Here is a 24,023-nt window from a genome sequence, read left to right on the forward strand (position 1 = left end):
GAGATGACGGAGCCGCAGTTCACGGCCAAGGGCGTACGGATCGAGCGCTGGCCGCGCTCATTGACGCGTGCGGGCGAGGTCCGTATCGAGGACGGCCGACTGTCCCTCCTGACCAGTTACGGCCGCGAGATCGACAGCGCCCCCGTGACCTCGGTCCGGGCCGGCAGGCCCTGGTTCGCGAAGCCGGACGAGACGGTCGCGACGGTGAACGGGACGCGGTACCGCCTGACCATGGACGGACCCGCGCGGGGGCCGAAGGACCGGGCGTCCGGCCCCGGGGGCTTTCTCGAAGCCCTGAAGCGGGCCACCAAGGGCCGTTGACCTGCGACAGGTCGCCGCGAGTTGCGGGCCGGTCACCACTGGTTCACCCTGGAACCACCTCACCGAGGGTTTACCGGCGGTGACGCTGTGATCCAGCCATCGCCCTGCTGTACGCATGACAGATCCGAATCTTCGTCTTCTTCCGGACCTCAACTTCGGGGAGTCGCAGCCGTGATCAGCGAGCCAAGCAGGCACTGCACGGTGGAGCTCCAGGCCCTGCCGTCGCGGATCGGTCAGGTCCGCAGAATCGTTTCGGCGCATCTGCGCTACTGGCGTCTCGATGCCTTGATCGACCATGCGGCGCTCGGTGTCACCGAGCTGCTGACCAATGTTCACCGGCACGCACAGCCGGACAAGATGTGCACCGTCGAGATCGAGCTGCTGCTCGACCGTCTCACCGTCTCGGTCCACGACCACGATCCGCGGATACCGAACGTCGACGGCCGCGCGGGGTGCGGGCACCCCGACGACATCGACGAGTTCGCCACCTCGGGCCGCGGTCTGGCCATCATCGAGGCCGTCAGCGAGAGCTGGGGCATCCGCCCGCACGACGCGGGGAAGGTCATCTGGTTCACCCTCTCCGCGCCCATGCCCGCCGTAGCCGTCCCGTCGTACGCGCACGCCGTGTACGGCGCGACCACCGACGGTCCCTTCGTCGGCCACTCCCGCTTCCACGGCGCCCATGTCGCCCGCCCGGCCCTGGCGGGCTGAGCGGGCCGAGCGGGCTCCATAGGACATCGGAGATCGGACATTGGATATCGGATCATGGATCTTGGATCCGATATCCGATATCCAATGTCCGTGATCCGATATCCAGGATCCGGCGCCCGCGTCACTCCGTCGCGATCGCCCGCAGCACGTCCAGGCGGGCCGCCCTGCGCGCCGGGCGCCAGGCCGCCACGGCGCCCGCCGCGAGGCCGACCAGGGCGACGACCGTGAGCTGGAGCGGCGGGACGGCGAAGGCGAACGCGCTGTCGCTCGCTCCGTCGGACGCCTTGACCAGGACCCAGCCGAGGAATCCGCCGAGCGCGAGACCTCCGACCGTGCCGAAGGCCGCGACGAGGACTGACTCCCAGCGGACCATGGCCTTCAGCTGGGCCCGGGTCTGGCCGACCGCGCGCAGCAGCCCGAGTTCACGGGTGCGCTCGTGGACCGCGAGGGTCAGCGTGTTCGCGATCCCGAGCAGCGCGATGAGGACGGCGAGGGCGAGCAGCGCGTAGACGAGGGTGAGCATCATGTCGATGCCGCCCGCCGAGGACTCGGCGTACTCGTCGCGCGTCTGCACCTCCGGGTTGCCGTACTCGGCGGCGACGTCCGCCACCGCCGCCTTGCCCGCCTGTTCGGAGACGCCGTCCTCGAAGCCGACGGCGACGAGCCGGTCGGAGTCCTGGGCGCGGTGCGGGGCCCAGGCCTCTCGGGTGATGACGTAGTCCCCGGCCAGTTCGGACTGTGCGTAGACGGCCTTGACGGTGAAGGTGTGCCGGCTGCCGTCGGTGAAGGCCAGTTCGGTCGTGCTGCCCGGCCTCAGGCCGGACTTGTCCGCCTCGGTGTCGGCGACGGCGATGCCGTCGGTCCCGAGTCCGTCCAGCGAGCCCTGGACGCCGCCGAGGTCGAAGGCCCGGGCGAGCGCGGCCGGATCGGTGACGGTCAGGGCCCGCCCCTCGCCGTCGATCTCCGCGACCCCCTGGCCGAGGCCGACGGCCGTCTCCACCTCGGGCAGCGCCGTGAGCGCCGGTGCGAGCCGCGGGCTGAGCCCGCTGCCTCCGGCGCCGAAGGCAGGCGTGCTGACGGCCACGTCGCCGGCGAACGAGCGCGAGACCGTCTGGTCCATGGTGGCCTTCAGGGAGGCGCCGAAGACCGTGAAGAGCGAGACGACGGCGACGCCGATCATCAGCGCGGTGGCGGTCGCCGCCGTCCGCCTCGGACTGCGCAGCGCGTTACGGCGCGCCAGCCCCCGGTTGGCCCCGCGCAGCGGCCCGCCGAGGATCCGTACGGCGTACGAGGAAGCCACCGGGCCGAGGACGACGAACGCGGCGAGCGCGAGCACCGCGCCGGCGGAGGCCAGCCACAGCGACGGCGCCGCGAGGACGCCGGTGAGCACGACGGCGACGGCTGCGAGCAGGAGACCCGTCCCGGCCGCCGCACGGGCGCGTGAGGCACCCGAGTCGTCCACGGCGGTCTCGCGGAGCGCGGCGAGCGGCGCGGTCCGTCCCGCCTTCACGGCTGGCAGCAGGGCGGAGCCGACGCAGACCAGGAGGCCGACGGCGAAGGGCAGTGCCATGGACAGGCCGCTGATCACCAGTTCCCCTTCGGGGAAGGGGAAGCCGATCGCCGGGAAGAGCGCCTGGAGACCGGCCGCCACGCCGATGCCGCCGAGGAGGCCCGCCGCGGAGGCGACCAGGCCGACGGCCACGGCCTCGACGAGCGTCGAGCCGACGATCTGACGGCGGGAGGCGCCGAGCGCCCGCAGGAGGGCGTTCTCGCGGGTCCGCTGGGCGACCACGATGGCGAAGGTGTTGTGGATGGAGAACACGGAGACGAGCAGCGCCACTCCGCTGAACACCAGCAGGAAGGTGGTGAAGAGGGTGAGGAACTGACCGGAGATCATGTCGGTGTTCTCCTGCGCCGACCGCTCTCCGGTGATCGCCTCGGTGCCCGCGGGGAGTACGGGTGCGAGCGCGGCGACGAGTTCGTCCTGCGAGGTGCCCGGACCCGCGCGGACGAGGATGCTCGACGCCTCGCCCGGCTTCGGGTTCAGGTACCTCTCGGCGTCGGCGCGGGTCATGCCGGTGTACGTCACCTGGGCCATGCCGTCCTCCCCACCGAAGGTGGCGAGGCCGACGACGGTGACCTTCACCGGGTCGGGGGTGCGGAGCACCGTGGTGTCGCCGAGGGCCAGATCGCCCGTCGTCGCTGCGCCGCGGTTCACGACGACCTCGCCGGACCGCTCGGGTGCGCGGCCTTCGGCCAGGGCGTACGGATTGAGTTCTGGATCCTGGATCCAATATCCGGCGAGGGTGGGCGGGCCCTGGCCGCCGATGGGCTCGCCGTCGGCGCCGACGAGCTGACCCGCGCCCTCGATCCGGGGGACGGCCGCCGCGACACCGGGCACCTCGGCGATCTCGTCGGCGAGGGAGGCCGCGACGGAGCTGCGGGTCCCCTGACTCTCCCCCTCGACGGTGACCACGCTCGTACTGCGCACCACGGCGTCCGTGCCGCTGGTGGCGTTGCCGAAGAGCGAGTCGAAGCTCGTCCTCAGGGTGTCGCCCATGACGAGGGTGCCGGTCAGGAAGGCGACCCCGAGCAGGATCGCGGTGAGCGTGCCGACGAAGCGCCGCTTGTGGGCGCGGAGCCCGGACAGGCTGAGCTTCACGGAGGCGTTCATGACGGCACCACCCCTCGGGCCCGGTCCGAGGTCCGCGACCGGTCGTCGAAGGCCTTCATGCGGTCGAGGACGCGTTCGGCGGTCGGCCGGGCCATGCGGTCGACGAGCCGACCGTCGGCGAGGAAGACCACCTCGTCGGCGTGGGCGGCGGCGACCGGGTCGTGGGTGACCATGACGACCGTACGGCCGGTCTGCCGGACGGTCCGGCCGAGCAGCCGCAGCACCTCCTCGCCGGAGCGCGAGTCGAGGTTCCCGGTCGGCTCGTCGGCGAAGACGACGTCGGGGGTGCCTGCGAAGGCCCGCGCGACGGCCACGCGCTGCTGTTGGCCGCCGGAGAGCTGGCTCGGCCGGTGGTGGAGCCGGTCGCGGAGGCCGACCGTGTCGACGAGAGCGTCGAACCGGTCCTGGTCGGGGACGGTACCGGCGAGGTCCAGGGGCAGGGTGATGTTCTCGGCAACAGTGAGAGTGGGCAGCAGGTTGTACGCCTGGAAGACGAAGCCGATCCGTTCGCGGCGCAGCAGGGTGAGCCGCCGGTCGTCGAGCGTGGAGAGGTCCGTGTCGCCGATGATCGCGGAGCCGGAGGTGAGCGTGTCGAGGCCGGCGGCGCAGTGCATGAGCGTGGACTTGCCGGACCCCGAGGGGCCCATGATCGCGGTGAAGCGGCCGACCGGGAAGTCGACGCTCACCCCGTCCAGGGCCCTGACCTCGGTGTCTCCGCCGCCGTAGACCTTGACGGCGTCCACGACCCGGGCGGCGGCGCGGGCGGTGCGCGCGACGGTGTCGGGGGCGGTGCTCGTCATGCCGCACGCCCCTTGGGTCCCGCGGTACGGCCGAACTGCTCCTCCAGGACCGTCAGCCGACGCCAGTACTCGTCCTCGTCGATCTCGCCGGCCGCGAAGCGGTGGCCGAGCAGGGCGATCGGGGACTGCTCGTCGTAGGCGGGGCGGGGACCGGAGCCTCGCCTGCCGCGCCATCCGGTGCGGCGCAGCACGGTGATCACGGTCAGGATCACGGCCGCCCAGACGAGCGGGAAGAACAGGACCCAGGGGCCGGGGCCGGCGTGGGCGAGGGTGTTCATGTCGCTCAGCTCCTCGTATGCGTGTCGCGTCGCGTCGGTCGCGGCTGTCGCGGCTGTCGATGCTTCGAGACTCGCTCGCGGAGGGGGTCCGGGTCGTCGTACGGCCAGCGGCTTCGTCCGTACGACGTGGGGAGTACGGAGGTGCCCCGCCGGCTGCGCCCGACGCGCCACACCGACCGGCACTGCCTCTTATCGGCACTGCCTCTGAAGCAGCGCTGTACCTACTGGTATGTACAATCGCCTCATGACGACGTCCGAGCGACTGATCGAAGCCACCCGGGAGCTGCTCTGGGAGCGCGGCTACGTGGGGACGAGCCCCAAGGCGATCCAGCAGGCGGCCGGAGCCGGGCAGGGCAGCATGTACCACCACTTCGCCGGGAAGCCGGATCTTGCCCTTGCCGCGATCCGCCGCACGGCCGAGGAGATGTGGGCGACGGCCGACGCGTCCCTGGGCGGCGGAGGATCGGCGTACGCGCGCGTGGAGGCGTATCTGCTGCGCGAGCGCGAGGTGTTGCGCGGCTGTCCGGTCGGCCGGCTGACGATGGACCCGGACGTCATGGCGAGCGAGGAGCTGCGCGCCCCGGTCGAGGAGACCCTCGACCGGCTGCGCGGCCGGCTCGCGGAGATCCTCCAGGAGGGCCTGGACAGCGGCGAGTTGGCGGGTCCGCCGGATCCGGCCGAGCTGGCGGCCACGATCGTGGCGACGGTACAGGGCGGCTACGTCCTGGCCCGCGCCTCGGGCTCCCCCGCCGCGTTCGACACCGCCGTCCGCGGCCTGCTCGGCCTGCTGGCCCAGCTGTCGTCCCGTACCGCCTGAGCGCCCCTCACGAGAAGCGGAGACCTCCCGATGCACGCCATGCAGTACGAGATCACCCTCCCCGCCGACTACGACATGGAGATCATCCGCAAGCGGGTCGCGACCAAGGGGCACCTGCTCGACGACTTCCCCGGGCTCGGCCTCAAGGCGTACCTGATGCGGGAGCGCGCGGACGGATCGCCGATGAACCAGTACGCGCCGTTCTACCTCTGGAACACCCCGGAAGGCATGAACTCCTTCCTCTGGGGCCCCGGTTTCCGGGGGATCGTGAACGACTTCGGCCGACCGGTGGTGCAGCACTGGACGGGCCTCCGGTACGAGGAGGGTCCGGCGGCCACCGTCGCGCCGACGACCGCGACCCGGCGGACGTCCCCGGTGCCGGAGGACATCCCGCCGGGCCACGCGGTGTCGGAAGCGATCATGGAGCACGGGCACGAGTCCTGGCGTGACGGCGTCGTCGCGAGCGCGCTCGCGATCGATCCCCGCCACTGGGAGCTGCTGTTCTTCACCCTCTGGGCGGAGGGTGCGCGGATCCCCGACGACGCGGGCGACCGGTTCCAGGTGCTGCACGTGTCCGCGCCGGAGCGGGAGCTGCTGAATCAGCCGACCGGAACGAGGGTCAGATAACCCATGTTGAGGACGTTGCGGTAGCCGTTCAGCCAGGTCGACCGCTGGCGGTCGACGCGCTCGCGGGTCTCGGCGGCGAGCGGGTGGTCGGGGTGGGCGGCGAGCCAGAGTTCGGTCTCGTGGCGGTAGCCGGACTCGAACTCCTCCCACTCCTCGCGCGTCCCCGTCTCGATCCACGCGGGCCGGAAGCCGGCCTCGATCGCGAGGTCCACGAGCTCTCCGAGGCGGAGGTGGTCGCCCGCGTGCGCGCCGGGCCACATGCCGGCGAGCTCCTCGTCCGTCGGGGCGTGCTCCCAGAACCCCTCCCCGAGGACGACCCGGCCGCCGGGCCGGACAAGGCGGCGCAGTTCGCGCAGGGCGGCGGCGGGGTCGTGGGGCTGGTCGGGGTCGCACAGCGCCTGGCTGGAACCGAGGCAGAGAACCGCGTCGACCGGCCCGCGCGTGGTGCCGAGCGCCGACTCCTCCACGAACGCGACGCGCTCGTCGAGCCCGCGCTCCTTGGCGAGGTCCCGGCCCCGGGCCAGGTCCTCGGCGTTGATGTCGAGGCCGACACCGGTCGCACCGGGTGCGGCCTCCAGGACGCGGAGCAGCAACTCACCCCAACCGCAGCCGATGTCGAGCACGGTGGCGGGCTCGTTCTCGGCGATCCGCCGGATCATACGGGCGGCGCGGGCCTCGGAGAGCGGCCCGTGGAAGGTGAGGGCACCGAGGCGCGGAGGAAGATCAGAATCGGTCATGAGGTGGAACGCTAGTTCCCCTTGGGCGCCGTGCCGAGCCATTTGGCGATCCGATCGAGATCCGGGGGCGGCGCGCCGAGGGCCGGCGGCGGGAGCACGGCTCGCGGGCTCCCGCCCTCCCCACTCCCCCGAAGGTCAGGCCGCCGCGCGGCCCAGGGCGGCAAGCGGGTCGTCGAGGACCGGCTGCCAGGCCAGTTCCGCCGCGCCCACCAGGCTGTTGTGGTCGAGCGTGCACGCGAGGATCGGCACTCCGCCGCTGCGCCCCCAGAGACTGCGGTCCGCGACGACGGCGCGGAGCCGGTCGGGGTCGGCGTCGAGCAGTTCGCGGTGGAGTCCGCCGAGGATGATCCGGTCCGGGTTGAGGATGTTCACCAGTCCGGCGAGGCCGAGGCCCAGTCGGTCGATCAGCTCCTCCGTGGCGACCCGCACCCCGGGATCGTCGGGGCTGTTGCGGAGCAGGTCGCGCGACTGCTGCAGCAGCGACACCTCCGGGCCCGGGTCTCGGCCCGCCACGGTGAGGAAGGCGAGCGGGTCGGTCTCGACGTCGAGGCAGCCTCGGCTGCCGCAGTGGCACGGGCGGCCCTCGGGGTTGACCGTGAGGTGCCCGACCTCCAGGGCGAGGCCCGAACTGCCGGTGTGCAGGCGCCCGTCGAGGACGAGGGCGCCGCCGACACCCCGGTGGCCGGTGGCCACGCACAGCAGGTCCTTGGCTCCCCGGCCGGCACCGTGACGGTGTTCGGCGAGGGCTGCGAGGTTGACGTCGTTGCCGGTGAAGGCGGGGCCCTCGATGCCCGCGGCACGGACGCGTTCGGCGAAGATCTCCCGTACCGGCGCACCGGCGGGCCAGGCGAGGTGGAGCGGATTGAGGGCGGTGCCCTCGGGTTCGGCGACCGCCGAGGGGGCGGCGAGCCCGGCTCCCACGCAGCGGCGGCCGCTGGCGTGGAGCAGGGCGGCGCCGGCGTCCACGACGGCGCCGAGGACCTGGGCGGGGTCGGCGGAGACGGTGACGCAGCCGGGCGCGGTGGCGACGATCGAGCCGCCGAGGCCGACGAGCGCGGCACGGAAGCCGTCGGCGTGGACCTGCGCGGCGAGGGCGACGGGGCCCTTCTCGTCGACGGCGAGGCGGTGCGAGGGACGGCCCTGGGAGCCTGCGGCGGCACCGGGGTTGGAGTCGACGCGGATCAGGCCGAGCGCTTCGAGTTCGGCGGCGACGGCGCCGGCGGTGGCGCGGGTGACGCCCAGTTCGGCGGTGAGCACCGCACGGGTCGGTGCCCGGCCCGTGTGCACCAGTTCCAGCGCGGGCCCGAGCGCGCCGCGCCCCCTGTCCAGCCGTGTTTTGGTCGTGGTCGCCTTGCCGTTCATGGGGGCGAGTCTCCCATGATCGGGCGGTGGCGCGGTCTGCGCGGGCCGAGATCGGCCGGCCGCCGGGTGCGCACGGCGCTCCGTCGCCGCGCATCGAGGAGCCGGAGCTCGTACGGCTGACGGGAGGTCGCCGCGTACGGCTGAGCCGAAGCCCATACCGCTGACCGGAGCTCGCCGCGTACCGCCGACCGCAGCCCCCCTCACCCCCTTGAACCGAAGCTCGCACCGACGACCGCACCTCGCCCGCGTACGGCTGAGCCGAAGCTCGTACCGACGCCGGCAGCTCACCTTCGTACCGACGACGGCAGCTCGCCCGCGTACCGCTGAGCCGAAGCTCACCCCGCACCGAGCCCGAGCGGCGGTTGAAATCGGGACCGCATCGCCCCTATCCTGAGTTTGTGCCGCTACTAAACAAAGTACGGACGGCCGTTCCGGGGGGCCCTGGCGGAGACACCGCTCCCTCCCTGTCCCGCCTCCGCTCCGCCCTGACCCTCTTCTTCGCCCTCGACGGCTTCCTCTTCGCCGGCTGGGTGGTCCGGATCCCCGCCATCAAGCAGCAGACCGGTGCCTCCGCCAGCGACCTCGGGCTCGCGCTCCTCGGGGTGTCGGCCGGCGCGGTCGTCACCATGACCCTCACCGGGCGGCTCTGCCGGCGCCACGGCAGCCATGCCGTCACCGTCGCCACCGCCGTGCTGCTCTCGCTCTTCATCGCCCTGCCCGCCCTCACCCGCTCCCCGCTCGCGCTCGGCCTCGTGCTGCTCGTCTTCGGCGCGGCGTACGGCGGCATCAACGTGGCCATGAACAGCGCCGCCGTCGACCTGGTGGCCGCGCTGCGCCGGCCCGTGATGCCCTCCTTCCACGCGGCGTTCAGCCTCGGCGGGATGCTCGGCGCGGGGCTCGGCGGGCTCGTCGCCGGGAGCGTGTCGCCCACCGCGCACCTCCTCGGTCTGACGGTCGTCGGCCTTCTCCTGACGGCTGCCGTCGGTCCCGTACTGCTCCGGCGTCCCTCCCCCGCCCCGCCGGAGGCGGCCCCTGCCGCGAGCGGCGACCGGCCCCGGGGCAAGGCCGGTGCGCGCGGGCTCGTCGTCGTCTTCGGGGTGATCGCGCTCTGCACCGCGTACGGCGAAGGCGCCCTGGCCGACTGGGGCGCGCTCCACCTGGAGCAGGACCTCCACGCGCACCCCGGCATCGCGGCCGCCGGCTACTCGCTCTTCGCGCTCACGATGACCGCCGGGCGGTTGTCCGGCACCGTTCTCCTCGAACGGCTCGGCCAGACCCGCACCCTCGTCGCGGGCGGCGCGACGGCGGCCGCCGGGATGCTGCTCGGCGCGCTCGCCCCGAGCGTCTGGGCCGCCCTGCTCGGCTTCGCCGTGACCGGCCTCGGCCTGGCCAACATCTTCCCCGTCGCCGTGGCCCGCGCGGGCGCCCTCGCCGGTCCGAGCGGGGTGGCCACCGCCTCCACCCTCGGCTACGGCGGCATGCTGCTCGGCCCGCCGTCCATCGGCTTCCTCGCCGACTGGTTCTCCCTGCCCGTCGCCCTGACCACCGTCGCCGTCCTCGCGGCGGGCGCCGCCGTGATCGGGTACGCGGCCCGGAACGCACAGGCCCCGACGGCAGACTGAGGCCGCTGCCGACCAGCCCTCCCGGGCGGCGCGGCGGGCGCCCGGACGGGCCGGCCGTACGAAGATCATGCCGACGGATGGCGGCTCGGACGAGCCGCCATCCCTGTCAGCCGTGCCCAGGGCGAAGTGGCCTCGGGGACGGACGTACGTGCCGTCAGCCCAGCCAGCCCGGGCGTACCAGGCCCGATTCGTAGGCCAGGACGACCAGTTGGGCGCGGTCGCGGGCGGCGAGCTTGACCATGGTGCGGCTCACATGGGTCTTGGCGGTCAGCGGGCTGACGACCAGGCGGCGGGCGATCTCCTCGTTCGACAGGCCGATGCCGACCAGGGCCATCACCTCCCGTTCCCGCTCGGTCAGTTCGTCCAGGCCGCTCACGGCGGCCGGGGGCTTGGAGCGGGCCGCGAACTCCTCGATGAGCCGTCGTGTGACGCCCGGCGAGAGCAGGGCGTCGCCGTGGACGACGGCGCGTACGGCCCGTACCAGCTCCTCCGGTTCGGTGTCCTTCACGAGGAAGCCCGAGGCGCCGGAGCGGATCGCCTCGAAGACGTACTCGTCGAGCTCGAACGTCGTCAGCATGACCACCTTCACCTCGCCGAGACCGGGGTCGGCGCTGATCCTGCGCGTGGCGGCGAGGCCGTCGAGGCGCGGCATCCGGATGTCCATGAGGACGACGTCCGGGCGCAGTTCGTGGGCCTTGACCGCCGCCTCCTCGCCGTCGGCGGCCTCGCCGGCGACCTCGATGTCCGGCTGGGCGTCCAGGAGCGCGCGGAAGCCCGCCCGTACGAGCGACTGGTCGTCGGCGAGCAGCACACGGATCACGGTGTCTCCTTCGGACGGACGGGAAGGACGGCACGCACCCGGAAACCGCCGTCCGGGCGGGTGCCCGCCTCGATCGTGCCACCGAGCGCGGTGGCACGCTCACGCATCCCGGCGAGTCCGTTGCCGCTGCCGCCCGCGTCGCCGCCGGTCGCCGGTCCTTCGTCGTCGACGCGGAGTTCCAGGCGGCCGGGGAGGTGGCCGATCACGACCCGGGCGGTACGGGACCCGGAGTGGCGGACCACGTTGGTCAGCGCCTCCTGGACGATCCGGAAGGCCGCGAGGTCGGTGCCGGGCGGGAGCGGTACGGGCTTCCCCTCCGTCGACGTGCTGACGGTGAGGCCCGCGGACGCCGCCTGTTCGACGAGCTCCGGGAGCCGGTCGAGGCCTGGCGCGGGGGTGCGCGGGGCCTCGCCCGGGGCGCGCAGGGTGGCGAGCACCTGCCGGACCTCCCCGAGCGCCTCCTTGCTCGCCGCCTTGATGGTGGTCAGCGCGGTGCGGGCCTGCTCGGGGTCGGTGTCGAGGAGCGCGAGGCCGACGCCCGCCTGGACGTTGATGACGGAGATCGAGTGGGCGAGGACGTCGTGCAGTTCGCGGGCGATCCGCAGCCGCTCCTCGTCGGCGCGGCGCCGCTCGGCGGCGGCGCGCTCGGCCCGCTGGGCGGCCCACTGCTCGCGGCGGACCCGGACCAGTTCGGAGGCGGCGAGGATCGCGACGACGAAGGCGAAGACGGGGATCTCCTGGCCCCAGGGCGCGGCGGAGTCGCCGGCCGGGGGCAGGTGGCGGTAGAGCCAGTGGGCGATCAGCAGGTGCCCCGCCCACAGCAGGCCGAGCGCCCACCAGGCGGCTCGCCGGTGACCGTGCACGACGGCCGCGAAGCAGGCGACGGCGACCAGCAGGAACACGGGGCCGTAGGCGTACCCGGCGCCGAAGTAGACGAGGGTGACGGCGGCGGTGCCGAAGACCACGGGGACCGGGTGGCGGTGCCGCAGCAGGAGGAGCGCGGAGCCGAGAAGCAGCAGGGAGCGGCCGAGGAGGTCGAGCGACTCGCGGTCCGGCTGGTTCCTGGCCGCGAAGCCCGAGCCGATCATGACGAAGACGGCGAGCAGCAGGGTGGACCGCCAGGGCAGTCCGTCGCCGGGCTCGCGGTCGGCCCAGCGCAGCGGCCACGGCGGTCCGCCCGTCGCGCCACGCGCCCAGGGCGGACCGCCGTACCCGTCTCTGCGCTGTTCGTCCATGTCCGCCACGCTAGACGCGGTCGGGCGGCGGGAGCGTCAGCCGGGCGTGGTGATCGTGCGTACTCCCCCGGGAGTACGCCATCGGCCCCTACACACCGATGTCCCGGATGCTGATGTCCTCCAGCGACTCCCGGCGTACGAGCGTGCGCGCGGCGCCGTCGGCCACGGCGATGACCGGGGGCCGGCCGACCAGGTTGTAGCCGGAGGCCATGGAGAGGTGGTACGCCCCGGCGACCGGCACGGCGAGCAGGTCGCCGGGGTGGACGTCCTCGGGGAGCGGCACGTCCTGCGCGAGTACGTCACCGGCCTCGCAGTGCCGGCCGACGACGGTGACGAAGCGGGGCGCGGCCGTCGAGTGGCGGCCGATGAGCCGGGGAGCGTAGCGCACCCCGTAGAGCGCGGGCCTGGGGTTGTCGCTCATGCCTCCGTCGACGGCGACGAAGGTGTGCGTACCGGTGCGCTTGACGGCGAGGACCCGGTAGAGGCAGATGCCGGCCGGTCCGACGATCGCCCGCCCCGGCTCGATCGTGAGCCGGGGTACGGACAGCCGCGCCCTCCCGCAGCCTTCCTCCAGTTCGGCGCGGACGCGGCCGGCGAGGACCGACACGTCGAGGCTCCGCTCACCCGGCCGGTAGGCGATGCCGTGTCCGCCACCGATGTTCAACTGGGGCAGTTCCACACCGTGTTGTTCCTTGATCCGGGACATCAGTCCGATCATGCGGCGCACGGCGGCGACGTACGGCCGGACCTCGGTGATCTGCGAGCCGATGTGGCAGTGCAGCCCGACGAGTTCGAGGCGCGGCTGGCCGAGCACCCGGGCGATCGCGTGCTGCGCGGAGCCGTCGGCGATGGAGAGGCCGAACTTCTGGTCCTCCGTACCGGTACGGATGCTCGCGTGCCCGCCGGCCGCGACGCCCGGGACGACCCGCACCAGGACCTTCTGTCGGTCGCCCGGGGGTACGAGGGCGGCGAGGCGCGCGATCTCCGAAGGGCTGTCGAGGACGACGCGCCCGACGCCGAGGCGGACGGCCGCCGCGAGGTCCTCCGGGCTCTTGGCGTTGCCGTGGAGGACGATGCGCTCGGGCGGGAAGCCGCTGGTGACCGCGAGGGTCAGCTCACCGGCGGAACAGACGTCGAGACCGAGGCCCTCCTCGCGCACCCAGTGGATGAGGCCTCGGCAGAGGAAGGCCTTGGCCGCGTAGAGGACGTCGGCCTCGGGGAACGCGGTGCGGTACGCGCGGCAGCGGTCCCGTACCTCCTGCTCGTCCAGGACGTACAAGGGGGTTCCGAAGCGTTCGGCGGTCTCGGTGAGCGAGGCTCCGCCGACGCTCAGGTCACCGCCGCGCTCGGCACGGGTGGAGCGGGGCCAGATCGACAGGCCCTCGGGCTCGTGGACCTCCGTGGTACGGCCCTCCAGAGACATGGTCATGACGCCCTCTCAGCCGATCAGCAGGTTGACGCAGGACACGACGGCCCCGGCGACCGCCACGCGCAGGAGACCGCCGCGCCGGGGGTCGCGGTCCGAGTGCGCGGGTGCGGGTGCGGGTGCGGGGGCGAAGGCCGGTGCGGGTGCGGGGGCAGGGGCCGGTGCGGGGGCTGGTGCGGGGGCTGGTGCGGGGGCTGGTGCGGCCGAGGGCGACGGGGCCGGGGCCGGGGCGGAGAACGGGGGGTCGATGGTGAGGGCGGTGACGCCCAGGGGCGCGGTGAGGGCGCGCAGCGCGGGCTCGGAGAGCCTGATGGAGGCGTGGTCGGCGCCGAGGGTGGCGGAGAGCTTGGCCCGTGTGGTGAAGCCGACGGCGGTACGGCAGCCCAGGGGCGTACGGAAGACGCGGGCGGAGCAGCCCGCGGGACCCGACCGGACAGGGACGAAGAGCGGTCCGGCCGGGATCCGTTCGGAAGGCTCCGGGTCCTCGGCGTACAGGGTGTCGGACATGGCATTCCCCTCGCGACATGGTGTCTCTGGGCACGCCCGGCCCGGTCGGCCGTGCGTGCTCCTGTGACGCTATGCCCGCCCGCGGGGGTCCCTGCGGGCTCCCTGACGCGTACTTGACGGTGAAGCCGCCACCCGTAACGCACTCATGACGGGGGCGTGCGCGCGGCCTGCACGCACGCATGGCCGGATCCGGCGCGGCTGGAGAGGCTACGGGCGGGGCAGGAGGCCGATGTCGCGGCCGAGGCGGGCGGCGGCCTCGGTGAAGAACGTCTCCCGGTCCTCGACGACCCGGTTGAACTGGCCGAACACCTCGAAGGACACGAGCCCGAAGAGCTGCGACCAGGCGGTGACCATGGCGACGGCGAGGGCGGGCGGCAGATCGCGGGCGAAATCGGCGGCCATCCGTTCCGCCTCGGGACGCATGGCGGCGGGGACGGGCGGCGGGGCGATGCCGTCGCTGGTGAAGGCCTCGCGGGCGATGCCGATCAGGACCAGGGCGACGCGGGAGGCGGGCCCGATGGTGTCCTTCGGGGCGGAGTAGCCGGGGACCGGGGAACCGTAGATGAGGGCGTACTCGTGGGGGTGTTCGACGGCCCAGGCGCGGACGGCACGGCAGACGGCGGTCCAGCGGGCGAGGTGGTCGTTCGGGGCGGTGACGGCGCGGGAGTCGGCGAGGGCCTGCTCGGCGGTGGCACCGACCGCGTCGTAGGCGTCGACGATGAGGGCGGTGAGGAGGTCGTCACGGCTGGGGAAGTAGCGGTAGAGCGCGGACGACACCATGCCGACCTCGCGGGCGACGGCGCGCAGGGAGAGCTTGGCGGCGCCTTCGGCGGCGAGCTGGGCGCGGGCCTCGTCCTTGATGGCGGCGGTGATCTCGATACGGGCGCGGGCGCGGGCTCCTTGGACGCTGGTCATGGAGAGCAGTCTGCCACTTTTCGGAGCACCGCACTAAAACGAGAGCACCGCTCTTGCTTTGGATCGCCGATCCGTGCACACTGATCTCAAGCGAGAGCAGTGCTCACAGTTTGCTTCGGGAGGATCCCATGTCCGCTCAGCCCAACGCCCACGTCATGAAGCCCGGCTGGTTCACCGTGAATGTCCTGAACCGGACGGTCGCATGGCTCACCCGCCGGGGTCTCAGCGTCTGGGGCTCCCGCGTCCTCGCGGTGCGCGGCCGCAAGAGCGGCGAGTGGCGCCGCACCCCCGTCAACCTGCTGACGCTGGACGGCGCGCAGTACCTGGTGGCGCCGCGCGGCCACGTCCAGTGGACCCACAACATGCGGGCGGCCGGCGGCGGTGAGCTGCACCTCGGCAAGCAGGTGCAGCCGTTCACCGCCGTCGAGTTGAGCGACGACGAGAAGCCCACCCTCCTGCGCGCCTATCTCAAGCGCTGGAAGGCGGAGGTCGGCGTCTTCTTCGGTGGGGTCGGCCCGGACTCCACGGACGCGGAGCTGCGCGCGATCGCCCCCAAGCACCCGGTCTTCCGGATCACTCCGACCGCGTGAGCCCGGAACCCGGCACGTCCGGCACGTCCGGTGCGTCCGGCACATCCGGCGCGTCGGACGAGGTCGGCACGTCCGACGGACCCGAGGAGGCCGGACCGGACGACTCCGGCACCCCGGCCGCGTCCGCCACCTCCGACGCGTCCCGTACGTCCCGTACGTCCGCCACCTCCGGCGCGTCCGCCACCGGCACAACCGTCTCCGCCAGCTCGGCCGTCGCCGCCACCTCGACCGTCCCCGCCAGCTCAGCCGACTCGGCCGACTCAACCGACTCCGCCGGCTCCGCCGACTGGGCAGCAACGCCCCGGAGCGTCGTTCCTCCGGTCGGCGCCATCCGGCGGTCGAGGACGTCGAGGGCGCGCCTCGCCACCCCGTTCGAGCGGACCAGGCCGGCCAGCGAGCTCGACCCGCGGGTGATGTCCGCGAACGCGTTCCAGGCCGGGCGGAGACCCGTGAGCGCGGCGTGCAGCAGCCCCGGCCGGCGCTCGAACAGCGCGAGCATCCGCCGCCCGACCGCCATCTCCACGCCGAGGCCCGCCTTGATGGCGAAGGCGTAGTTCAGCGCCTGGCGGCGCGCGTCGACGGCGTCGTTCGACTCGGCGATCCGTACCGCCCACTCCCCCGCGAGCCGCCCCGAGCGCAGTGCGAAGGAGATGCCCTCCCGCGTCCACGGCTCCAGGAGACCCGCCGCGTCGCCGCACACCAGGACCCGGCCGCGCGAGAGCGGCGAGTCGTCGCTCCGACACCGGGTCAGATGCCCGGAGGAGACGGCCGGCTCGAAGCCCGCGAGCCCGAGGCGGGCGATGAAGTCCTCCAGATAGCGCTTCGTGGCCGCGCCCTCGCCGCGCGCCGAGATGACGCCGACGGTGAGCGTGTCGCCCTTGGGGAAGACCCAGCCGTAGCTGCCGGGCATCGGGCCCCAGTCGATGAGGACCCGTCCCTTCCAGTCCTCGGCCACCGACGCCGGAACCGGGATCTCCGCCTCCAGGCCGAGGTCCACCTGGTCGAGCTTCACGCCGACATGAGCCCCTATCCGGCCCGCGCTGCCGTCGGCGCCGACGACCGCCCGGGCGAGGATCGTCTCGCCGTCCGCGAGGACGACGGCGACCGTGCGCCGGTCGGGCACGGCGGGGCCGTGCTGCTCGACCCGGGAGACGGTGACGCCGGTGCGCAGGTCGGCACCCGCCTTCTGCGCCTGCTCGACGAGCCCCGCGTCGAACTCGGGCCGGTTGATGAGGCCGAAGAGCATGCGGCGCGAGCGGCGCGTCCGCGCGAAGCGTCCGTTGAGGGAGAAGGTGACGGCGTGCACCCGGTCCTGCAGGGGCAGTTCGAAGCCGGGTGGCAGCGCGTCCCGCGAGGGGCCGATGATGCCGCCGCCGCACGTCTTGTACCGGGGCAGCTCGGCCTTCTCCAGGAGCAGCACCCGACGGCCGGCGACCGCGGCCGCGTAGGCCGCCGAGGCGCCGGCGGGACCGGCCCCGACGACGACCACGTCCCAGACCGTCGCGGCGTCCTGCGACTCTTCCGCGCGTACCTCTTCGGCGTCTGCGTTCTCGCTGCTCACGATGTGCTTCTGCTCCTGATCCGACGATGATCCAAGCTCTCCGGGCATCCTACGGCGCGGCCCTCGGGACCCGGCGCCGTAGGATCGGCGCTACGTCCGCCGTACAACCCACAGACGGCGACATCCTCACAACGTCGCACCCACCAGGAGCGTGCCCATGACCGCGAATCCGATCGCCGAGACCGTCGCCGGCCTGATGCCCCGTGCCAAGACGGAGCTCACGGAGCTCGTGGCCTTCGAATCGGTGGCGGACGAGGCGGTGGCTCCCCGGAGCGAGTGCGAGGGGGCGGCGAACTGGGTGGCCGACGCGCTGCGCGCCGAGGCCTTCCAGGACGTGGCGCTGCTCGACACTCCCGACGGTTCGCAGTCGGTCTACGGTGTGCTGCCCGGCCCGGTCGGCGCCCCGACCGTCCTCCTCTACGCGCACTACGACGTGCAGCCGAAGCTGGACGAGTCGGCGTGGCTCACGCCGCCGTTCGAGCTGACGGAGCGCGACGGACGCTGGTACGGGCGTGGCGCCGCGGACTGCAAGGGCGGGTTCATCATGCACCTGCTCGCCCTGCGCGCCCTGAAGGCGAACGGCGGGGTGCCCGTCACGGTCAAGATGATCGTGGAGGGTTCGGAGGAGCAGGGCACGGGCGGCCTCGAGCGGTACGCCGAGGCGCACCCCGAGTTGCTGACCTCGGACGCCATCGTGATCGGCGACACGGGCAACTTCCGGCTCGGTCTGCCGACGGTCACCGCGACCCTGCGCGGCATGACGATGATCCGGGTCCAGATCGACACCCTCGCAGGCAACCTGCACTCCGGCATGTTCGGCGGCGCCGCGCCCGACGCGCTGGCCGCGCTGATCCGGGTCCTGGACACGCTGCGCGCCGAGGACGGCTCGACGGTCATCGACGGTCTGCCGACGGACGCCGTGTGGGAGGGCCTGCAGTACCCGGAGGACGACTTCCGCGCGGACGCGAAGGTCCTGGCGGGCGTCGGGCTGCCGGGCAACGGCACGGTGGCCGACCGTCTCTGGGCCCGTCCGGCCGTCACCGTCATCGGCATCGACTGCCACCCGGTGGCCGGTGCGACGCCGTCGATCCCGTCGACGGCGCGGGCGCAGATCAGCCTGCGGGTGCCGCCTGGCCAGGACGCCACCGAGGCGACGAAGCTGCTGTACGCGCACATCGAGAAGCGTGTGCCGTGGAACGCGCGGGTGTCGTTCGAGCAGGTCGGCCAGGGCCAGGCCTTCCGGGCGGACGTGTCCAGCCCGGCGTACGTCTCGATGGCGGAGGCGATGCGGGTCGCGTACCCCGGTCAGGAGATGCAGACCTCCGGCATGGGCGGCTCGATCCCGCTCTGCAACACACTGGGTTCGCTCTACCCCGAGGCGGAGATCCTGCTGATCGGCCTGAGCGAGCCGGAGGCGCAGATCCACGCGGTGAACGAGTCGGTGTCGCCCGAGGAGCTGGAGCGGCTCGCGGTGGCGGAGGCGCACTTCCTGCTGAACTACGCCCGCTCGAAGCAGGGTTGAGCCTCCGGGCGTTCAGCGTTGGGCGAAGCTCGCCGAGAGCGTAGAACGGTACGGCGGACCCGCGTGGAAACGTAGGTTCGCCGTATGCAACTCAGCGAGATCACCCCACGACTGCACATGCTGCACTTCTCCATCGGCCAGGCCTATCTGTGGCGGGACGGGGAGGAGTTGACCCTCATCGACGCCGGCTGGGTGGACTCGGCGGACGAGATCGAGACGGCGGTACGGGGCGTGGGCCTGGACCCCGCCCGTATCCGCCGGATCGTGCTCACCCACTGCCATCGCGACCACGTGGGCTCCGCGCAGGAGCTGGCCGACCGCTTCGGCGCGCAGATCCTGGCCCACCGCCTGGACGCCCCGGTGATCCGGGGCGAGGCACCGGTCCCCGAACCGGACCTGCTCGACTGGGAACTCCCGCTGTACGAACACGGCTTGACCGTCCCGGACGCGCCGCACACTCGGGTCGACCGTGAGCTGGAGGACGGCGAGGAGCTGGACTTCGGCGACGGCGCGATCGTGGTCCACACCCCGGGCCACACGCCCGGTTCGATCGCGCTCCATCTGCCGGAACACGGCGTCCTGTTCACCGGCGACACGGTCGCCTCGGTGCAGGGGGTGACCTTCGGCGTCTTCCACGTGGACCGCGACCTGGCCATGGAGTCGATGCGCCGCCTGGCCGACCTGAAGCCCTCGATCCTGTGCTGCGGCCACGGCGACCCGGTCACCCACGACACGGCACGTCAACTGGCGGCGGCGGTCGCCTAGTTCATGGGTGGGTCCCGGCGGTCGCCCGCCGGGACGAGCGCGCGTGACCGTTCACGCCCGGGCTCCTTCCTTCGTCTGCCCTGCCGGGGCGGAGAGCCGTCGGCGGGGTGGCCGGCGCCCCTGGGGCGGCGGAAGGGGGCGGCCGGGCCGTGCCTGCTCGGGGCGCGACGCATCCCGTCTCCAGAACGAACGCTCTACCCAATCGACGGATACGCTGGCGGCATGCAGACCAACACACGGGACCGGATCGTCGTCGCCGCGTCACGCCTCCTGCAGCGACAGGGTTACGTGGGCACGGGCATCAAGCAGATCGCCCAGGAGGCGCAGGCCACCCTCGGCTCCGTCTACCACTTCTTCCCGGGCGGCAAGGAGACCGTCGCCGTGGCCGCGATCAAACACGGCAGCGAGGAGTTCGCGACGCTCCTGCGGGAGGCGCTGGAGAGCACCGACGACCCGGCGGAGGCCATGCTGTCCTGCGCCCGGCAACTCGCCGAAGGGTTGCGCGAGTCGGGCTGGACCGACGGCTGCCCGATCACGGCCGCGGCCCTGGAGACGCTCGGAACCGACTCGGAGATCCAGCAGGCGTGCGCGGTCGCGCTCCGCGAGTGGGAGCGGCTGGTCAGCGACAAGCTGCTGCGCTGCGGCTTCACCACCGAGGACGCCCGGGAGCTGGCCACCACCGTCATCGCCGCACTGGAAGGCGCCGAGGTCACCGCACAGGTCAGCCGCAGCGAGGAGCCCCTGCACACGGTGGGCCGCCAGCTCGCCCGCCTCGTCCGCTCGTACGGCGAGTGATCCGGGGCGGGCGGCGAGTGATCGCGGGCGGGCGGAGGCGAGAGGCGGCCGCCGACCGGGACGGGGGCGGGATCGGCTGACCGGGCCGGGACCGGGGCCGGGATCAGGCGACCGGACCGGGATCGAGGTCGGGCGACCGGGCCGGAGCGGGGTCGGGTCAGCCGACAGGGACGCCGGCTTCCAGGTTGAGGACCGTGCCGCGTTCGCGGGCGCGGAGCGCCCAGCGGAGGCGGCGGTAGCGGACCGGGGGGAGCATTTCGGCGGCCTCGTCCTCGGTGACGAAGCGCCAGCCGCGCAGTTCGGCGCCGGGCAGCACGAGCCGGTCCGCCTCCGCCGAGGGGAGTCGACCGCCGTCGAAGAGCAGGCGGAGGCCGCCGTAACCGGGGGGCTGGGGGCGTTCCCAGTCGACCAGGAGCAGCCGGGGAACAACGTCGAGCTCTATGCCTATCTCCTCGGCCACCTCGCGCATGCCCGCGCGGGCGGGCGGCTCGCCGGGTTCGACGACCCCGCCGGGGAACTCCCAGCCCGGCTTGTACGTGGGGTCGACGAGCAGGAAGCGGTCCTGCTCGTCGAAGAGCAGGACCCCGGCCGCCAACGTCTCGCCGGTGGGTTCCGGCGTCTGGACGATGCCGCAGGGGGCGGCGAGGCCCGCGTGGACGGCCTCGGCGACGGCTTCGGCGGTCTCGGCGGGCGTCAGCGCCGAGTTGTCGAGGGTGTAGGCATCGGCGGCGAGCCAGCCGAGCGCGTGGCGGAACGGCTCGATCCGGGCGTGGCACCACTGGCGGGCGCGCTCGGCGCCCTCCGGATCGTCCTCGCCGGCCGCGCGGCTGTCGAGCCGGGCCCGCAGGATCGTTTCATCAGGGGCGAGCACCACATGTCGTACCTCGATCCGGCGCGCGGCGAGACCGCCGAAGATCTCGTCCCGGTACTCCTGCCGGATCAGCGTCATGGGGACGACGAGGACGCCGCCGACCTCGGCGAGCAGCGCGGCGGCGGTGTCGACCACCATCCGGCGCCACATCGGCAGGTCCTGGAAGTCGTCGACCTCGTCCCGCCGCTTCTGCGGCAGCAGCAGGTCGAGGAAGCCGCCGGTGAGCTCGGGGTCGTACAGCGTGCTGTTCGGGATCAGATCGACCAGCTCACGCGCGGTGCTGGTCTTGCCCGCGCCGAACGCACCGTTGATCCAGACGATCACGATTCCCCCTCTTCGGTAGCCCCAAGTGGCTTGCCCGCAACACCCTGCCATGGAAACCCCCGGCGACAACCCGGGGTTCGGCGGCCCACCGCGCGAACGCCCGTGCGGGCCGGTGCGTGACACTTCGGTACGGACCGTCGTTGGACCGGCGAGGCAAGGGGGTGCGGAGATGAGCCGTACGGTATTGCAGAGGTTCCCCGCGGGAGGGCCACGGGGCAGTTGGCCCGCCGAGGAGTTCGCGAGCGCGCGCCGGGACGAGGGACTCCCGGCGGAGGTCGTGATGGACCTGGAGTCCGACGCGTTCCTGGTGGTTGTGCGACAACGGACGCCGGAGACGGCGGCCGCCGGCAGGACCAGGGGGATGGTCGTGATGATCTGACGTGGGGACCTGATAGTGGGGACCTGACGGTGGGATCCAACGGCGGGAGGGACTCCCGGGGCTCCTACCGACGAAGTCCCGCCGCGCAGGCGGCCGATCGGCGTCAGGCCCGCTCTCGGGCGGCGGATCGAGGGTCAGATCGTCACGCGGGCGGCCGATCAGTGTCAGCCGTCGGTCCGGCCGGGGATCCGGACGTCAGGTCGTCCCGCCGGCCGCCGATCCGCGTCAGGCCGCCTCTCGGGCCGCCGCCGCCGCGCCGAGGAGGCTCGCGTCCGTGCCGGTGAGTGCCGGGACGACGGTGAGGTCCCGGACGAACGACAGCGTGGCGTACTCCCGCAGGCTGCGCCGGAGCGGCTCGAAGAGTACGTCCCCCGCGCCCGCGACTCCCCCGCCCACGACGGCGATGTCGACCTCGACCAGGGTCGCGGTGGCCGCGATCCCGGCCGCGAGCGCCCGCGCGGCGCGTTCGTACGAGGCCACGGCGACCGGGTCACCCGCCCGCGCCGCCGCCGCGACGGCCGCCGCAGACGTGTCGCCGTCGGGGCCCGGCCGCCAGCCGCCGTCGAGGGCGCGGCGGGCGATCTGCGGGCCGCTGGCGATGCGTTCGACGCAGCCCCGCCCGCCGCAGGCGCACAGCTCGCCGTCCAGGTCCACGCTGATGTGACCGATGTGGCCCGCGTTGCCGGTGGGGCCGGGGTGAACGCGTCCGTCGAGCACCAGACCGCCGCCGACGCCCGTCGAGACGACGAGACAGAGCGCGTTGTCGTGGCCCCGGGCCGCGCCCTGCCAGTGCTCGGCGGCCGTCATCGCGACGCCGTCACCGACGAGCGTGACGGGTCGTCCGTCGACCGCCCGCTGGACCCGCTCCACCAGCGGGAAGCCGCGCCAGCCGGGGACGTTGACCGGGCTGACCGTACCGGCCGAGGCGTCCACGGGGCCCGCGCTGCCGATGCCGACCACGCGCGCCGAAGCCCACAGGGGCGAGTCCGCCAGCTCCGCGAGGACCGCCTCGACCGCACGCATCACCGTCTCGCCGTCCTCCCGCGCGGGAGTGGGCCGCTGGGCCCGTACGAGAATGTCGCCGGCGCCGTCCACCAGCGCACCGGCGATCTTGGTGCCGCCGAAGTCCAGGGCGGCAACGAGGTCAGTCTGCATGTGCGCGGGGTCTCCAGAGAGGACGAGAGCGGTAGATCGCTGTGACGTACAGTCTCCCCTGCCCTGACAACGTTGTCCAGGGCCTATGCTCGGACGAGACAGAGCCGAGACCGAGGAGATTCGCAGACTGTGGCCGACACCGCCCGCCGCCCCGAGCACCGTTACGGCAATCGGCCCACGATGAAGGACGTCGCCGCCTTGGCCGGCGTCGGGCTCAAGACGGTCTCCCGCGTCGTCAACGGCGAACCGGGGGTCACCCCCGACACCGAACGCCGCGTGCAGGAGGCCATCGACTCGCTCGGCTTCCGCCGCAACGACAGCGCGCGCGTCCTGCGCAAGGGCCGTACGGCTTCCGTGGGTCTGGTCCTCGAGGACCTCGCCGACCCGTTCTACGGTCCGCTCAGCCGCGCCGTCGAGGAGGTCGCCCGGGCGCACGGGGCGCTGCTCATCAACGGCTCCAGCGCGGAGGACCCGGAGCGGGAGCAGGAGTTGGCGCTCGCGCTCTGCGCCCGGCGGGTCGACGGACTGATCGTCATCCCGGCCGGTTCCGACCACCGTTACCTCGAACCGGAGATCAAGGCCGGTGTCGCCACCGTCTTCGTGGACCGCCCCGCGGGCCGCATCGACGCGGACGTCGTCCTGTCGGACAGCTTCGGGGGCGCGCGCGCCGGGGTGGCGCATCTGATCGCCCACGGGCACCGCCGGATCGGGTTCATCGGTGACCAGCCACGGATCCACACGGCGACGGAGCGCGTGCGCGGCTACCGGGCGGCGATGGAGGACGCGGGGCTCGCGGTGGATCCGTCGTGGGTGTCGCTCGGGCCGACGGCCCCCGACCGGGTACGGGAGGCGCTGACCGCGATGCTCTCCGGCCCGGAGCCGGTCACGGCGCTCTTCGCGGGCAACAACCGGGTCACCGTCACGGCGGTCCGCGCGCTGGCCGACCGGGCGCACCCGGTGGCCCTCGTGGGCTTCGACGACATCGAACTCGCCGACCTGCTCGGCATCACCGTGATCGCCCAGGACGCGGCGGCCCTCGGCCGCACGGCCGCCGAGCGCCTCTTCCGCCGCCTGGACGGCTTCGACGAGCCACCGGCCCGGGTGGTCCTGGACACCCGACTGATCCCCCGCGGATCGGGCGAGATCCCCCCGCCCGCGGACGCGTAGCCGGTACGTCGAGTACATCGCGTACATCTGGTACGTCGGGGC

Annotated in this window: 23 protein-coding genes and 1 pseudogene; 11 read left to right on the forward strand and 13 right to left on the reverse strand. The window is 73.2% G+C overall.

The features are described 5' to 3' along the window. The first annotated feature begins 3 nt into the window (after positions 1-3). Both ACGFYP_RS06335 and ACGFYP_RS06340 read left to right on the forward strand, forming a co-directional pair. Positions 4-321: a hypothetical protein gene (locus ACGFYP_RS06335; RefSeq protein WP_361963395.1), complete on the forward strand. Its 318-nt coding sequence runs from the start codon at positions 4-6 to the stop codon at positions 319-321. Between the two features lie 171 nt (positions 322-492). After that, positions 493-1,032: an ATP-binding protein gene (locus ACGFYP_RS06340; RefSeq protein ID WP_361963397.1), complete on the forward strand. Its 540-nt coding sequence runs from the start codon at positions 493-495 to the stop codon at positions 1,030-1,032. Positions 1,033-1,153: 121 nt separating this feature from the next. On the opposite strand, the gene ACGFYP_RS06345 is transcribed toward ACGFYP_RS06340, so the two are convergent. From ACGFYP_RS06345 to ACGFYP_RS06355, 3 genes are read right to left on the reverse strand one after another with little or no spacing between them, the layout of a single operon-like run. Continuing rightward, the gene (locus ACGFYP_RS06345) at positions 1,154-3,706 is read right to left on the reverse strand and encodes an ABC transporter permease (protein WP_393487004.1); all 2,553 of its coding nucleotides are present in this window, start codon (positions 3,704-3,706) and stop codon (positions 1,154-1,156) included. After that, positions 3,703-4,506: an ABC transporter ATP-binding protein gene (locus ACGFYP_RS06350; protein WP_393487007.1), complete on the reverse strand. Its 804-nt coding sequence runs from the start codon at positions 4,504-4,506 to the stop codon at positions 3,703-3,705. Before ACGFYP_RS06350 ends, ACGFYP_RS06345 begins: the two co-directional genes overlap by 4 nt. Beyond that, a complete protein-coding gene (locus tag ACGFYP_RS06355; RefSeq protein ID WP_393487010.1) occupies positions 4,503-4,784 on the reverse strand; it encodes an SHOCT domain-containing protein in 282 nt (93 codons plus the stop codon). The genes ACGFYP_RS06350 and ACGFYP_RS06355 overlap by 4 nt, the downstream gene beginning before the upstream one ends. A 229-nt stretch (positions 4,785-5,013) precedes the next feature. Between ACGFYP_RS06355 and ACGFYP_RS06360 the strand changes: the two genes are divergently transcribed. Then, complete coding sequence (locus ACGFYP_RS06360) at positions 5,014-5,601, forward strand: TetR/AcrR family transcriptional regulator (RefSeq protein WP_393487013.1); 588 nt, start codon at positions 5,014-5,016, stop codon at positions 5,599-5,601. 30 nt (positions 5,602-5,631) lie between these two features. Next, positions 5,632-6,228, forward strand: a complete 597-nt coding sequence (locus ACGFYP_RS06365) for a DUF4865 family protein (protein WP_393487017.1) — start codon at positions 5,632-5,634, stop codon at positions 6,226-6,228. Here ACGFYP_RS06365 and ACGFYP_RS06370 read toward each other — a convergent pair. Further along, positions 6,201-6,965, reverse strand: a complete 765-nt coding sequence (locus tag ACGFYP_RS06370; RefSeq protein WP_393487019.1) for a methyltransferase — start codon at positions 6,963-6,965, stop codon at positions 6,201-6,203. The two genes, ACGFYP_RS06365 and ACGFYP_RS06370, sit on opposite strands and share 28 nt — an antisense overlap. Before the next feature lie 135 nt (positions 6,966-7,100). After that, positions 7,101-8,327 carry an ROK family protein gene (locus tag ACGFYP_RS06375; protein ID WP_361963411.1) on the reverse strand — a complete coding sequence of 409 codons (1,227 nt, stop codon included), beginning with the start codon at positions 8,325-8,327 and terminating at the stop codon, positions 7,101-7,103. Between the two features lie 398 nt (positions 8,328-8,725). Here ACGFYP_RS06375 and ACGFYP_RS06380 point away from each other — a divergent pair, with 398 nt between their 5' ends. Then, positions 8,726-9,949: an MFS transporter gene (locus tag ACGFYP_RS06380; RefSeq protein WP_393487023.1), complete on the forward strand. Its 1,224-nt coding sequence runs from the start codon at positions 8,726-8,728 to the stop codon at positions 9,947-9,949. Positions 9,950-10,103: 154 nt separating this feature from the next. On the opposite strand, the gene ACGFYP_RS06385 is transcribed toward ACGFYP_RS06380, so the two are convergent. From ACGFYP_RS06385 to ACGFYP_RS06405, 5 genes are all read right to left on the reverse strand, one after another. After that, a complete protein-coding gene (locus tag ACGFYP_RS06385) occupies positions 10,104-10,769 on the reverse strand; it encodes a response regulator (protein WP_393487026.1) in 666 nt (221 codons plus the stop codon). Continuing rightward, positions 10,766-12,004: a sensor histidine kinase gene (locus ACGFYP_RS06390; RefSeq protein WP_393487028.1), complete on the reverse strand. Its 1,239-nt coding sequence runs from the start codon at positions 12,002-12,004 to the stop codon at positions 10,766-10,768. Before ACGFYP_RS06390 ends, ACGFYP_RS06385 begins: the two co-directional genes overlap by 4 nt. Before the next feature lie 88 nt (positions 12,005-12,092). Continuing rightward, on the reverse strand, positions 12,093-13,433 hold the full coding sequence (gene lysA / locus ACGFYP_RS06395) for a diaminopimelate decarboxylase (RefSeq protein WP_393487030.1): 1,341 nt from the start codon (positions 13,431-13,433) through the stop codon (positions 12,093-12,095). Positions 13,434-13,442: 9 nt separating this feature from the next. Then, the gene (locus ACGFYP_RS06400; RefSeq protein ID WP_393487032.1) at positions 13,443-13,937 is read right to left on the reverse strand and encodes an SAV_915 family protein; all 495 of its coding nucleotides are present in this window, start codon (positions 13,935-13,937) and stop codon (positions 13,443-13,445) included. Between the two features lie 207 nt (positions 13,938-14,144). Continuing rightward, positions 14,145-14,852: a TetR/AcrR family transcriptional regulator gene (locus tag ACGFYP_RS06405; protein WP_393487034.1), complete on the reverse strand. Its 708-nt coding sequence runs from the start codon at positions 14,850-14,852 to the stop codon at positions 14,145-14,147. A 128-nt stretch (positions 14,853-14,980) separates the two neighbouring features. On the opposite strand from ACGFYP_RS06405, the gene ACGFYP_RS06410 reads away from it, so the two are divergent. Continuing rightward, positions 14,981-15,442 (forward strand): nitroreductase family deazaflavin-dependent oxidoreductase, encoded by a 462-nt coding sequence (locus ACGFYP_RS06410; protein WP_393487036.1) that lies wholly within the window; start codon positions 14,981-14,983, stop codon positions 15,440-15,442. A 334-nt stretch (positions 15,443-15,776) separates the two neighbouring features. Here ACGFYP_RS06410 and ACGFYP_RS06415 read toward each other — a convergent pair. Next, a pseudogene (locus tag ACGFYP_RS06415) lies at positions 15,777-17,003 on the reverse strand (geranylgeranyl reductase family protein); the annotation flags it as partial. Positions 17,004-17,160: 157 nt separating this feature from the next. Between ACGFYP_RS06415 and ACGFYP_RS06420 the strand changes: the two are divergent. From ACGFYP_RS06420 to ACGFYP_RS06430, 3 genes are all read left to right on the forward strand, one after another. Continuing rightward, entirely contained in the window at positions 17,161-18,525 is a 1,365-nt protein-coding gene (locus tag ACGFYP_RS06420) for a dipeptidase (RefSeq protein ID WP_393487039.1), read from the forward strand. A gap of 84 nt (positions 18,526-18,609) precedes the next feature. After that, positions 18,610-19,290 carry an MBL fold metallo-hydrolase gene (locus tag ACGFYP_RS06425; protein WP_393487041.1) on the forward strand — a complete coding sequence of 227 codons (681 nt, stop codon included), beginning with the start codon at positions 18,610-18,612 and terminating at the stop codon, positions 19,288-19,290. Between the two features lie 222 nt (positions 19,291-19,512). After that, on the forward strand, positions 19,513-20,085 hold the full coding sequence (locus tag ACGFYP_RS06430; RefSeq protein WP_393487043.1) for a TetR/AcrR family transcriptional regulator: 573 nt from the start codon (positions 19,513-19,515) through the stop codon (positions 20,083-20,085). 157 nt (positions 20,086-20,242) lie between these two features. On the opposite strand, the gene ACGFYP_RS06435 is transcribed toward ACGFYP_RS06430, so the two are convergent. After that, positions 20,243-21,280 carry an NUDIX domain-containing protein gene (locus ACGFYP_RS06435; protein WP_393487045.1) on the reverse strand — a complete coding sequence of 346 codons (1,038 nt, stop codon included), beginning with the start codon at positions 21,278-21,280 and terminating at the stop codon, positions 20,243-20,245. Between the two features lie 169 nt (positions 21,281-21,449). Here ACGFYP_RS06435 and ACGFYP_RS06440 point away from each other — a divergent pair, with 169 nt between their 5' ends. Beyond that, positions 21,450-21,659 carry a hypothetical protein gene (locus tag ACGFYP_RS06440; RefSeq protein ID WP_393487047.1) on the forward strand — a complete coding sequence of 70 codons (210 nt, stop codon included), beginning with the start codon at positions 21,450-21,452 and terminating at the stop codon, positions 21,657-21,659. A gap of 225 nt (positions 21,660-21,884) precedes the next feature. On the opposite strand, the gene ACGFYP_RS06445 is transcribed toward ACGFYP_RS06440, so the two are convergent. Then, positions 21,885-22,814, reverse strand: coding sequence for an ROK family protein (locus ACGFYP_RS06445; protein ID WP_393487049.1), 930 nt, complete (start codon positions 22,812-22,814; stop codon positions 21,885-21,887). A 180-nt stretch (positions 22,815-22,994) separates the two neighbouring features. Here ACGFYP_RS06445 and ACGFYP_RS06450 point away from each other — a divergent pair, with 180 nt between their 5' ends. Then, positions 22,995-23,981, forward strand: coding sequence for a LacI family DNA-binding transcriptional regulator (locus ACGFYP_RS06450; protein WP_393487511.1), 987 nt, complete (start codon positions 22,995-22,997; stop codon positions 23,979-23,981). Positions 23,982-24,023 lie beyond the last annotated feature (42 nt).

The sequence above is a fragment of the Streptomyces sp. NPDC048370 genome (assembly GCF_043200825.1).
Taxonomy (GTDB): Bacteria; Actinomycetota; Actinomycetes; order Streptomycetales; family Streptomycetaceae; genus Streptomyces.